At 51.7% G+C, this 12,784-nt stretch carries 9 protein-coding genes; 6 read left to right on the top strand and 3 right to left on the bottom strand.

What is annotated here, in order from left to right:
* Positions 1–11: 11 nt before the first annotated feature.
* Positions 12–2,990: an FtsX-like permease family protein gene (locus tag KDW_RS08735; protein WP_151755606.1), complete on the top strand. Its 2,979-nt coding sequence runs from the start codon at positions 12–14 to the stop codon at positions 2,988–2,990.
* Here the strand turns inward: KDW_RS08735 and KDW_RS08730 are convergent.
* Positions 2,987–3,499 (bottom strand): NUDIX hydrolase, encoded by a 513-nt coding sequence (locus tag KDW_RS08730; RefSeq protein ID WP_162005062.1) that lies wholly within the window; start codon positions 3,497–3,499, stop codon positions 2,987–2,989. The genes KDW_RS08735 and KDW_RS08730 overlap by 4 nt on opposite strands.
* 234 nt (positions 3,500–3,733) lie before the next feature.
* Complete coding sequence (locus KDW_RS31595; RefSeq protein ID WP_162005061.1) at positions 3,734–3,880, bottom strand: hypothetical protein; 147 nt, start codon at positions 3,878–3,880, stop codon at positions 3,734–3,736.
* A 494-nt stretch (positions 3,881–4,374) separates the two neighbouring features.
* Between KDW_RS31595 and KDW_RS08720 the strand changes: the two genes are divergently transcribed.
* The 3 genes from KDW_RS08720 to KDW_RS08710 all read left to right on the top strand — a co-directional run bounded on the left by KDW_RS08720 (position 4,375) and on the right by KDW_RS08710 (position 8,265).
* Positions 4,375–4,791: a hypothetical protein gene (locus tag KDW_RS08720; protein ID WP_151755603.1), complete on the top strand. Its 417-nt coding sequence runs from the start codon at positions 4,375–4,377 to the stop codon at positions 4,789–4,791.
* 140 nt (positions 4,792–4,931) lie between these two features.
* Positions 4,932–6,740 carry a M3 family oligoendopeptidase gene (locus KDW_RS08715; protein ID WP_151755602.1) on the top strand — a complete coding sequence of 603 codons (1,809 nt, stop codon included), beginning with the start codon at positions 4,932–4,934 and terminating at the stop codon, positions 6,738–6,740.
* Positions 6,741–7,056: 316 nt separating this feature from the next.
* Positions 7,057–8,265, top strand: a complete 1,209-nt coding sequence (locus KDW_RS08710; RefSeq protein WP_151755601.1) for an FIST signal transduction protein — start codon at positions 7,057–7,059, stop codon at positions 8,263–8,265.
* Here the strand turns inward: KDW_RS08710 and KDW_RS08705 are convergent.
* On the bottom strand, positions 8,262–8,654 hold the full coding sequence (locus tag KDW_RS08705) for a hypothetical protein (RefSeq protein ID WP_151755600.1): 393 nt from the start codon (positions 8,652–8,654) through the stop codon (positions 8,262–8,264). The two genes, KDW_RS08710 and KDW_RS08705, sit on opposite strands and share 4 nt — an antisense overlap.
* 283 nt (positions 8,655–8,937) lie before the next feature.
* Here KDW_RS08705 and KDW_RS08700 point away from each other — a divergent pair, with 283 nt between their 5' ends.
* Positions 8,938–10,197, top strand: a complete 1,260-nt coding sequence (locus KDW_RS08700; protein WP_151755599.1) for a lactate racemase domain-containing protein — start codon at positions 8,938–8,940, stop codon at positions 10,195–10,197.
* Between the two features lie 188 nt (positions 10,198–10,385).
* Complete coding sequence (ppk1, locus tag KDW_RS08695) at positions 10,386–12,542, top strand: polyphosphate kinase 1 (protein WP_151755598.1); 2,157 nt, start codon at positions 10,386–10,388, stop codon at positions 12,540–12,542.
* Positions 12,543–12,784: the final 242 nt, after the last annotated feature.

The following is a 12,784-nucleotide window of genomic DNA, read 5'->3' as shown; positions in this document are numbered from 1 at the left end:
GAGTTTTAGCTATGTCTTCGGTGTTTACATTAGCCTTCTGGCAACTCAGGCGCACTAAAGGCCTCCTCTTTGTGGTGGGATTAGGGATTGTGGTGGCGGTGACCTTTGTCTGTGTGGCTCCGATCTATGCGAAGATCGCCATGACTGCTGGACTGCGGAGCGAGCTGCGAGCGAGTTCCAGCAATGTTGATCTCGTGATGACCAGTAATCTCGACCGACCTTTCTGGCCACGCATCCAGGCGGCCTGGCAGGAGGTTATCAGTGGTTCTGGTACTTTGATGAAGCGCTATGAGGATCCAAAACAAGAGCGTTTCACGGTGGCGAGCGGTCTGTTGCCGTTGCTAGTCACATCACCTGGAAGCAGGCAGCCCCGGGTGAATGGTGATAATCTGGTTATTAATGGTAGTGATATAGCGCAAGCTCAGCCACACCTCAAGTTGCTGGCAGGAAGTCTACCACAGCCGCGCATCAAAGCTCATGAGGTGGATGATCCCACCATTGAGATTGCGATTACTGAAGCGACTTCCAAAGCACTGCATGCTCCGATTGGTTCCAGCTTGCAGGTCCATGTCGATCTGGTGCGTGACTATGCTCTGGTTAAAGAACTCACCATCTCGCTGAAGGTGATCGGTATTATCCAGACGCCCGTTTACGATCCTTATTGGCGCGGGATTGCCTTTGATCCGCTGCATCAAGATGCGAATGTCGCTGTTAATAAACGCATGACCTATGCGGCGCTGACCGCGAACGAGACCCTTGTCTCCACATTAGCACACTGGATTCCCCTGGCAGATGAGCCTGGGGTGGGACAGAACACGACTGGCAGCTATACCACGCTATCCGATCCGTTGCATGTGTCTTGGAACGATGCGTTGAATCCTGATACTCTGCAAATAGATGATCTGGATCCGCTGATTGCGGCGCTGGGCCGCTACCAGTTCACCGGCGGTTTCAATGATCTTCTCAGTCAGCGCTATGGTCTGACCAGTGTGCATGTGACCGAGCCGCAGGATAGCCTATATCATTATCAAGCCCAGATAGCCATAGCTCAGTTGCCTACGATGGGCCTGATGGTGGTGATTTTTTTACTATTGCTCTATTTTGTCTCCCTGATGACAGACCTGCTGGTCGAGCGTCAGGCGGGAGCACTGGCGATCCTGCGCAGCCGTGGAGCCAGTCGTGGCCAGGTCTTTGGGGCCTTGCTACTTCAGGGTGGTAGCCTGGCCTTGCTGGCGTTGATCGTAGGGCCACTGTTGGCCTTACCTGGCGCGCGCCTGCTGGGCCGCTTGCTGCTGGCACCCCGGGATTATTCTGCGATTGGGATCGTGCTGCAGCATAACTGGTCCTTGCTGCTGTCTGTGTGCTGGTATGCGCTGGCCACCGTGCTGATGGTCGCGCTCGTATTGATGCTGGCCATCAATCGCACTACCGCACTGGATGTACTGGCGATCCGGCGCGAGTCCAGTCGCAGCCGTCAGCGGCCATTCTGGCTACGCTTCAATCTGGATGTGGTGGCCATCGTGTTGATGGTCATAGGCTATCTGATCTCGATGTATCTGACCAACACCAACGTGCTGGATGCTAAATTACGGCTACTCCTGCTCTCGCCGCTGGTGTTAGCGCGCACGATCTGTACGATTCTGGCGGCCATCCTGGTCTTTCTGCGCTGCTTTCCCGCTCTATTGCGTCTGGGATCCTGGATTGCGACCAGGCGTAGCCGTGGAGCCTCCTCAATGGTCGCGCTGGCACAATTGTCGCGTTCACCCCGGCAAGCGGTACGCATGACCATGTTGCTCTCGCTGGTGACCGCCTTCTCAATGTTTGCTTTGATCTTCTATGCATCCCAGATCCAGCGTGCCAATGATGTGGCGGCGCATACCGTGGGAGCAGACTTCCAGGCGACGCTGCCAGCGAATACAGGATTGGAACGTACGCCGAATATACTCTCGTCATATCAGTCGCTACCGGGTGTTCAGAGCGCCTCACTGGGGTACAGTACTACTACTGAGATTGGCGATAGTCAGGAAACAGTTAATCTGCTGGCGGTAGATGCCGAGAGCTATGACAGCACTGCCTCCTGGCCACAGGACAACAGTACCCGGTCGCTGCATAGTTTAATGCAGCAACTTATCAGTCAGCGTGCCGGGGTGAGCAGCCAAAAAGAGATACCCGCTATCATCGATGAAACCTTCTGGCAACGCTATCACTTGAAGGTCAACGATAAATTCTCGCTTACGGATCCAAACAATACGGATACGCCCTTCCACTTTCGCGTGCTGGCAAAGATACAACAGATTCCTACCCAGAAGACACCCTCAGGCATTCTGGTTGATCTACAGAGTTATGGAGGGCTATATAACCTGCTCATGAGGCGCCAGGGTCGGCCAGCCTTTCAAGTAACGACCGTCTGGTTGCTGACCAGCGATAATCCCACTGCTCTGCATGCTTTGCGTACTGCCTTACAGAGCAGAGCCAGTGTTGTAAATGATCGCCGCTTATTGGTAGAGAGTCTGCATCAAGAGCCACTCTATTTGCAGGTAATGGGGATGCTAGCATTGGGTCCGCTCGTCGCGCTCTTACTGGTACTGGTTGGTAACCTGGTGGCTTCCTGGTTAAGTGCCCGTGATCGCCTGACCAACTTTGCGCTATTGCGTGCCCTGGGGGCCTCGCCACGCAATATTGCAACCACCCTGAGCTGGGAACAGAGCATCATCTATGCCACCTCGATCATCCTGGGCGTCATTTTTGGCGCACTCCTCTCCTGGATGGCTGTACCGTCATTACTCTTTACCAGCGCACCGGGACAAGACTTGACGGATGAACAGTTTTTCCTGGCGCAAAACATACCACCCATCCAGATCATCATCCCGGCGCTACTGGGCATTGGTCTGGCCGTGCTGGTCGCGATCTGTATCCTGGCGCTGGGCATGATGGTCAGAATCGTCTCTAGTCCCTCAATGGCCATGACCCTGCGCCTCAACGAGGATTAACGCCGCTGGATGATATGCTGCGTTTCTGTCGGCAGATTGCTGAGCGCCTGACGGAAAAAAGGTGGACGCAGATCGAGGCGATCGGGTAGTTCAGCAATGGGGAGCCATTCAAAGATCAATGGATGGTTCTCCTCTTCCTCGGGTCGTTCAAAGGGGCCACGGCCCTGATACAAGTATGAAGTGGCAGGAAAGGTTAGCTCAAAATACAGCCCGATTTCATGATGAGCCACCGTATCCGAGAAAAAGTTTTCCATTATATAGAGTAGACGGCCAACCTGTGCTTCCTCACCCAACTCCTCCAACACCTCACGCCGCAACGTTTCCTGTGAACTCTCTCCCAACTCTGCGCGCCCACCGGGCAAGAACCAGAAGATACCCCGAGGATCAAGCGTGGATTTCTGACAGAGCACATGTCCCTCATGAATCGCTATGCCTCCAACACGATACGTAAACTTATGATCAGCAGTTCTGAACTTAATCATCGTACGATTTTGATCCGCCATCGTCATAGGATAAGACCTTTCTAACAATAAATAAATAATCCAGTACATTAGCTATAAAACATGCACATCTAACTACGAACCAACCCCATCAAAAGACACGCCGGACGTTTGCATGCGATCCATGTCGATCGTAAACGCTCCCAGGCAGGGCCACACTACTGTGAAGAGCCTCGTGTATAGAGATCCTTACTCGTACGTCGAGAGGTCGCAGCGACCAGCGCCAATACTTTTCGTTTAGCGCTATGTTGAGAGAGGGTTCGACGTGACCAGCAAGCAAGGTGTACGTGGAGAGGGCGCCACACGCGGAGGCCGCACTGCTGCCGTTTGCGCAGGCCAGCGTGCAAGCACGATGCGCAGTGCTGTGGCGCCTACACCGCGACGGATCATATCTCGTGTGTGCCTGCTCGCACCGCAACGTGGTGGGTGAGCGCGTGGATCCTCCCCGTACCTTCTCGAAGAGGATCACGAAACAGGATCCGTCTCGGTGTAGGCGCCACAGGCATGCGATGCTCGTTGAGCCCCTCGCTCCACGATCACGCCGCATGCCGGCCTCCGCGTGTGGCGCCCTCTCCACGTATGATTCGCTGCTTTTCTCCACAACGTCTTTCGCCGCCACAAAACTCGTTAAACGAAAAGTATTGGCGACCAGCGCTGCCGGTACTGGCGATTTCCATCTGTCCCATTGATCTGCATCATGCCTGAGTAGCTTAAGCTTTTGGTATTGGTGGATGGGAAGATTAGATTTCCATGAGTCTTTGTTATGGCTGTGTTTTATTTATTGACCCGGCGTATATGTCGGGTGCTATGATAGAAATATTCCTATGAATTACAATTGATACGTGATAGAAAAGATAAATGAAGAGCAGAAAGGGTGAGTAAAGATGGAGCAGCATTATAGCGAAGAGCAGCGTGTTGATACGCAATCTGCCCCGGAGAATGGTGGTCTGGCCAGTGTTGGTGGCGGGAATATTCCGGGTAAGGGAGAGAAGCGGCCCGAGACGGCGAGTGGTGTAACTGAGGTTTCTGGACAGACAACGCCGGCTACGGCGGGTACACATACTGGTCTGCCGAGTGCGGAAAATGCCAATGGGCAACCTGAGCACGGGACCCTCGGTGGGCGTAATCCTGGTGAGCTCAATAAAAATACTGGCGATAGAGATAAACCACGTGAGCACAGTGATATCGAGAATACGCCGGTTGATCCAATGATTTCGCGTACACCAGACAAAGTGGAGGCACAGAAAAAAGCCGACCAGCAGGAAAAAAATAATCCTCAGGAAGCCTCTGATCAGCAGTAAGTCCCCTCGGTGGCGGGCATCGACCCGCCACCTTTTCCCCTTTTGATTTCTATCTCCTTGATGCTCTCCATCCTTGATTGAAGCGCGTGCTACAATGCATACATTAAGCTTATTTGGAAAACAAAAAGGAGAAGCGATTCGTGACAACAACCCAATCCTTGCCCCACTGGAATATGGATGTGGTTTATCCTGGTCTGCAATCGCCTGAGTTTGCACAGGGATTTGCCGCGACTGTTAAAGAGATCGAGGCTCTGGTCCAGTTGTTTGATGCATCACATGTGGAGAAGCAGGATGTATTGACCGTGGATGACGGGCTGATCAAGACATTTGAGACGGCGGTGGAACACTTCAATAGTGTACAGGATCATGTGTTAACTCTGGAAGTGTATATCAGCTGTTTTGTCAGTACTAATTCGCGGGATGAAGTGGCTCAGGCACGGGAGAGTGAGCTGGAAAATTCTCTGGTTAAACTGTCGCAACTGGATACACGCTTTACGGCCTGGCTGGGCTCGATGGATGTTGAGCAGTTGATTGCCCACTCTGAAGTAGCCAGCGCGCATGCCTATGCGCTCCGCCGGGCTAAAGCCGAGTCCTTACATATGATGTCACCGAGAGAGGAATCACTGGCATCCGAGTTAAATGTCAGTGCGGGCACCGCCTGGACCAAGTTGCATGCCAACCTGACCTCACAGCTGAATGTGACCCTGGAACTGGATGGTCAGACGCAGCAGGTACCGATGAGTGTGGTACGTAACCAGGCCTCCAGTACGGATCGTGAGGTGCGTCGTCGCGCATTTGAAGCTGAGTTGGCGGCCTGGAAAGAGGTGGCGGTGCCATTGGCGCAGGCCCTCAATAGCATCAAAGGCGAGGTGAATACGCTGGCGCATAAGCGGCAGTGGGAGAGTGCGCTGGATGCTTCTCTGTTTGCTAATAGTATTGATCGCCAGACGCTGGATGCTATGTTAAGCGCAGCCCGCGCTTCGTTCCCGGATTTCCGCCGCTATTTCCGTGCCAAGGCTCAGGCTCTGAAGATTCCACAACTGGCCTGGTACGATATCTTCGCGCCCCTGGGCTCTAGCGATCGGGTGTGGGAGTATAGCGATGCCGAGCGCTTTATTGTGGAGCAGTTCGGTACCTTCTCCGAGCGCCTCTCGAACTATGCTGCCCGTGCATTCAGTGAAGGTTGGATCGATGCCGAGCCCCGGGCGGGCAAGCGTGATGGTGCCTATTGCACGCCTTTGCGCAAGGATGAATCACGCATCTTTACCAATTATAAAGCCAGTTTTGATGGTGTCTCTACCCTGGCCCATGAACTGGGACATGGCTATCACAATCTGAATCTGGCGGAGCGTACCGCGCTCCAGAGTTTCTTGCCGATGACCCTGGCAGAGACAGCCAGTATTTTCTGCGAGACGATTATCAATCACGCAGCCATGAAGGATGCCGATCGCGAAGAGCGTATGGCTATTCTGGAGGCTTCGATTCAAGGTGCCTGTCAGGTAGTGCTGGATATCACCAGCCGCTTCCTGTTTGAGCAGAATGTCTTTGAGCAGCGCAAGCAGCGTGAGCTATCGGTAGAAGAGCTGAATGGACTGATGTTGCAGTCTCAGCGCGATACCTATGGCGATGGTATCGACCAGCAGACCTTGCATCCTTATATGTGGGCGGTCAAAGGTCACTATTATAGTAGCGATCTCTCTTTTTACAACTATCCCTACATGTTTGGGCTGCTCTTTGGACTCGGACTCTACGCTCGTTACCAGCAGAATCCTGAGGCGTTTAAGCAGGGATATGATGAGTTGCTGTCTTCGACTGGTCTGGACGATGCGGCCACATTGGCGGCCCGTTTTGGTATCGATCTGCATTCAGAAGCCTTCTGGCGTGGCAGTCTGGATATCGTACGTCAGGATATTGATGCGTTCTGCGAGCTTGTTCAGTCACAGGCTTAATTGCGACCCGGTGATGCGATATGCGATACTGATAGGGAACCAGATTTTGACCTATTGTTTTATCATTAAACCTTTTTTGCTTCGTATCTACACTAGAAGTAGGGTGAAAGAGCCACACCGAGTGTGCCTTCACGATCCGCTTCAAGGATACTGTAATATGTAGTCAAAATCTCTGCCATTTCGGCCGCATAGAGTATGCATGTCGGCGGGTGAGAAGGCTCTGTAAGCCAGATAAGAAAGGGCACCGTTGACCAGCGGTGCTCTTTCAATTTGTGATACAGTCTTTCAATCCTGGATTGCCGACAGAGGAGTATCCATGGATGATCGCCAACCAGCCGCATTGAGTGCGCTTGTGATAGATGAAGATTGGGAGCAGGCGCTTGAGCAGGCCCTGGACCAGATTAAAGATATTGCCGCAGATGTTATTTTCCTGTTCGCGAATGTTGAGTTTATGCCCTATTTTGCAGATATGCTGCGGATGGTGCGCCGTAAAACAGGTGTTGCGCTGTTGCTAGGATGTTCGGGGCAGGGTATTATTGGGACGGATCAAGAACTGGAAGACCTGCCGGCTCTGTCTTTACTGGCCTTAGAGCTACCTGGAGCTGAACTGCGTCCTGTTCATCTTACCCCGACCATGGTCGAAAAGAGCCAGCGTCCTCAGGATTTGCGGCGGCAGGTGGGATTAGAACCAGATGATGCCAACGCCTGGGTGCTCTTTGCGGATCCTTTTCATCTGGATTGTGAGCTTCTCACCGAGAAGTTGTCCCAGGCCTATCCAGGTATCCCGATGATTGGTGGCCTGGCGTCCAGCGATATCGAGGAGCGCCAGACCCACCTCTTTCTTAATGATGAGGTCTTTGAAGAAGGTGTGATAGGATTGGCGATTGGTGGTCCTTACAGCGTTCTGCCGCTGGTATCGCAGGGGTGTGATCCAATTGGTGAAGCATGGACCATTACCAGTGTACTGGATAATGGCTTGATCGATAGCATCTCTAATCGTTCCGCCCACCGCATGCTGGTAGAGACCCTCCAGACCCTTAGTCCAGAGTTGCAGCGCCGCGCTCAGCGCAATCTGCTGGTGGGTCTGGCGGCTGATGAATATCAGGATAATTATGAGCGAGGCAGTTTTTTAATTCGCCAGTTATTCGGCGTTGATCGTAAAAGTGGCGCACTGGCGATCGGGGCCCTGCCGCGTGTTGGCCAGACCATCCAATTTCAATTGCGTGACGCCAACTCTGCCGATCTCGATATGCACGAATTATTGTTGCGCACAAAATCTGAGCTTGGTGAGAATCAGCCCATCGCTGGCATCCTCTGTACCTGTAATGGTCGGGGCATTGGCATGTTTGGGATGCCTGATCACGACGCCAGCGTCATCACGCGTGAATTTGGTCAGTTACCCCTGGGCGGACTTTTCTGTAATGGAGAGATTGGTCCCGTTGGACGACGCATCTTTCTGCATAGCTTCACGGCCAGTCTGGGTTTGATCATCAAAAAACCAGATGCGGCTCCCATGCCAGACTAATCAATAATGACAATGGTGGTTGCGCGCACTGGTAGAGGGAACATTTCAACCACCACTTTGTCTTTTGTCCATATATTCAGCTTCAGTCCGGGCTTGAGATCATGCAAGCTTGCGCTCTCGCACTTATCCCCTTTTTGTCGATACACCTGCGTGTCCTTATTGGTATGAGCTACGAGACTTACGCGTCCCATGATTGGATCCACCTCTGTTTGTTCCGGGTCATATAACTTGATCGTGTTGTAATCCTTATTGATACTGTCGATAGTACCTGTATAGTTAGCCTGTTGTGTGCACGGAGATTTGGCCTGTCCAGAGCGAGTAAACATCGGTGCCAGACCCAGCGTGATAAGAGTTACAACTGAAACAGTAATACCCTGCCAGAGCTTCATATGCTACGATATCCTTTCCTGCAAAAATACTATAAAAATTATTGCAATCGCTACATGTGTCACGTTGACAGAAGGCGAAACGTTCCGTTACCCATCCCTGGGAACAGGTAAAACAGAGATAAGTTGCAAGCATACGAGTTCGGCCCTTTTTTATGTTACACTTATAGAGAAGCATTGCGTTTCTGGATATCTCGTCCCAACTTTCTCCGGTATATTAAGAAGCTGTGATACAATAGCGATTACCGCAGGACTTATTATCCAAGTAGTGTAAGGCTGTTAGATTATGCATGGACATGGTTCACTATCACAAACCCTGACCTCGGCGGATATACAACAGATTCTGGCTCAGACCTTTGCTGAGATGGCGCTGGATGGAAAACGCATTCTGGTTATTATTCCTGATGGCACTCGTACTGCCCCACTTCCGACCTTCTTTCAATTATTGTATGCTCAGCTAGGCAAGCGTGTTGCGCGTTTAGATTATCTGATCGCGTTAGGAACGCACCCCCCGATGTCCGAGGAGGCGATTACTCGTCTGGTGGGTGTCAGTAAAGAGGAGCGTGCAGCTCAATATCCAAATGTACAGGTCTATAATCATCAGTGGTCCGATCCCGACACGCTGCAAACTATCGGGGTGATTACCTCTGAAGAGGCCCGGAAATTGACCGATGGTACCCTGACCGATGAGGTGCCAGTGACCCTCAACCGGATGATTTTTGATTATGATCAGTTGCTGATCTGTGGTCCGGTTTTTCCTCATGAGGTCGCCGGTTTCTCAGGAGGAGCCAAATACCTGTTTCCTGGTATTGCAGGGGCCGATATTATTAATTTCTCGCACTGGTTGGGTGCGCGCAAGACAAGCATGGCTACCATTGGGGTGAAAGATACCCATGTACGGCGCGTCATTCATCGCGCGGCCGAATTTGTTGATGTGCCTGTGCTTTGCCTGGCCCTGGTGATGCAAGGGCAGGAATTGCATGGACTCTACTGTGGCAATTATCGCGAAGCGTTTGAGCGGGCCGCCGACCTTTCGGGTCAACTAAATATTGTCTATACCGACCGACCTTTTCAACGTGTACTCTCTATGGCATCTGAGCATTATGATGACCTGTGGACCGCAGCCAAAGCTATGTATAAGACCGAGCCTGCGATTGCCGATGGTGGCGAAGTGATTATCTATGCTCCACATATCAGCGAGGTTTCTTATACTCATGGAGAATTGATTGACCGTATTGGTTACCATGTGCGTGACTACTTCTTACAGCAATGGGAACGTTTTAAAGATATACCCGGCGGCATTCTGGCACACAGCACCCATGTTAAAGGTTCCGGCACCTATGATCCTGAGACAGGCATCGAAAAGCCACGGATTCAGGTGACGCTGGCCACGGGTATTCCAGAAGAGCGTTGTCGGCGTATTAATCTCGGGTATCTCGATTATCGCAGCTTAGATCCCCAGGGATGGGCGCAGCGCGAGTCTGAAGGAATCCTGCTGGTACCAAATGCTGGCGAAGTCCTTTATCGTCTCACACCGGCAGGCTAACCCGTATTCTTGAGTAGGACCGCGAAATGATGTGATTTTTATATGCGCGAATACACCATAACTTCAGGAGTTTTTATGCGATGCGGTTATCTCAGGAAACAATAAAAACAAGAAGCCTGTTTGCTACCTTTTTAGAATACATGATAAAATATGGCAGGTACTGGAGCCAACAGAGCGGGGAATACGTTATGGATCAACAAATAGTCAGTGGATCAACCCACCACCCATCACTAGAGAGGCCGGACCTCTATATTAACCGAGAGTTAAGCTGGATTGAGTTTAATCGCCGTGTCTTTGAAGAAGCTAAAGACGAACGCCATCCATTATTAGAGCGTGTCAAATTCATCTCCATCTTTGAGACCAACCTGGATGAATTTATCATGATTCGTCTGGCGGGCCTGAAAGACCAGATCGTTTCGCGTACCGCCCCACGCAGTCCTGATGGACGTACAGCAGAACAACAGTTGACGGCTTTGCGTCAGCGGCTTGCTCCTTTGATACAGGAGGTCAGGCGCTATTGGCGTGAAGTGCTTTTGCCAGAACTGGGTCAGGAACATATTCATGTCCTGGATTACGAGCAACTGGACACCTTCCAGCGGGAGGCGATGCGGCGCTATTTTGAAAACGAAATTTTTCCGGTGCTGACACCTCTGGCTGTCGACAAAGGACATCCATTTCCACATATCTCAAATTTAAGTTTAAACCTCGCCGTTGTGATCGCCTCCGCGAATGAGGAGCAGGAAGACCTGTTCGCGCGCATTAAAGTGCCGCCGGCGTTGCCGCGTCTGCTGCCGGTTCCCGTGTCGTCAGACACACCTCAGGCGGTTGCTTTCGTCTGGCTTGAGCAAGTGATTGCTGCAAATCTACCGATGTTGTTTCCAGGCTTCGAGATCTGGGAATCATATCCTTTCCGTGTGCTCCGCGATGCTGATATCGAGTTGCAGGAAGATGAAGCATCCGACCTGCTGGAATATATCGAACAAGAGGTACGGGAGCGCCGCTTTGGTGTGGTCGTGGATCTGAATGTTAATCCCTCGATGCCACGGCGCATCCGCAGTCTGCTGCTAGAGAATCTTGAGATTACCGAAGACGATCTGACCGTGATTGATGGCCCGCTGGGATTGGGCGATCTGATGGAACTGCAGAGTATTACCCGACCAGATTTGAAAGATACGCCGTTTACGCCACGTGTGCCGCCACTCCTGCGCAATAGTGAAAGTATCTTTGACGCTATTCAGCAGCACGATATCCTGCTGCATCAACCCTATGATAGCTTTAATCCCATCGTAGATTTTATCCGTGCCGCCGCGGAAGATCCACAGGTACTGGCTATTAAGCAGACGCTCTACCGCGTTGGCTCGAATTCACCGGTCGTCAAAGCCCTGTTGCATGCCGTTGAGAATGGCAAACAGGTGGCGGTGCTGGTGGAACTGAAAGCACGCTTCGATGAAGAGAATAACATCGGTTGGGCGCGTGAATTAGAGCGTATGGGCGTGCACGTTGTCTATGGATTGGTCGGCCTGAAAACCCATGCCAAAGTGGCGATGGTTGTGCGTAAAGAGGATGATGGTTTGTGCCGCTATATTCACCTGGGCACCGGCAACTACAATGCCTCAACCGCCAAAATCTATGAAGACCTCTGTATGTTTACCTGCCGCCATGATATTGGTATGGATGTAACCTCATTGTTTAATTCATTGACCGGCTATTCGCGGCAGGGAGCCTACCGCAAACTGCTGGTTGCTCCGGTGAGCCTACGCAAAGGAATTATTGACCGTATCGAACGTGAGATCAGCATTCATCAGGAAAAAGGCAACGGCCGCCTGATCTTTAAAATGAATGCCCTGGTTGATCCTGAAGTGATCCGCACCCTGTATCGGGCCTCGCAGGTTGGTGTCTCAATCGATCTGATCATTCGCGGGGTCTGTAGTCTGCGGCCAGGGGTACCAGGTGTCAGTGAAACCATTCGTGTACGCAGTCTGGTAGGACGTTTCCTGGAACACAGTCGCGTCTACTACTTCGGCAATAACGGTCGACCTGAGATCTATCTGGGTAGTGCGGACATGATGCAGCGTAACCTGAATAATCGTGTCGAAGTGCTCTTCCCCATCGAGTCACAGAGCATGAAAGTCGCCCTCATGGAGCAAATGATCAAGCCGGTGCTGGCCGACAACGCCAACGCCCATGAACTGCATTTCGATGGCAGCTATACCCCGATTGAACCCGCCGAAGGAGAGGAACTCTTTGACTGTCAGGACTGGTTTCTCAACCATCCGCTATTCGAGCTAAATATAGATGACACCATGACCAATCCCACCATCAGTGCTATTCCTTCTAGCTCCTAAAGCATGGCCTATCGTAGGTTCGACCTTTGCGGTCGATTGTGTTCCATCACGAAACCATTCGCCTCAATACGAAGGATGTTCGCGAACAGGAACGCCATCAGGTGAAAATATCGTATCCCGGTTGGTCCTTGTCAATGAGACGAGGTAATCGACCGCAAGGGTCGAACCTACATGTCGTGTTTCTTTTTCCTGACCACTTTAAAGAAGCTATCTGAACATGATACAATAGTCCCATTGTAAGA

This window comes from Dictyobacter vulcani (assembly GCF_008974265.1).
GTDB lineage: Bacteria > Chloroflexota > Ktedonobacteria > Ktedonobacterales > Ktedonobacteraceae > Dictyobacter > Dictyobacter vulcani.
The sequence above is the reverse complement of the archived record's forward strand: the minus strand, read 5'-3'. Positions and strand labels throughout refer to the sequence as shown.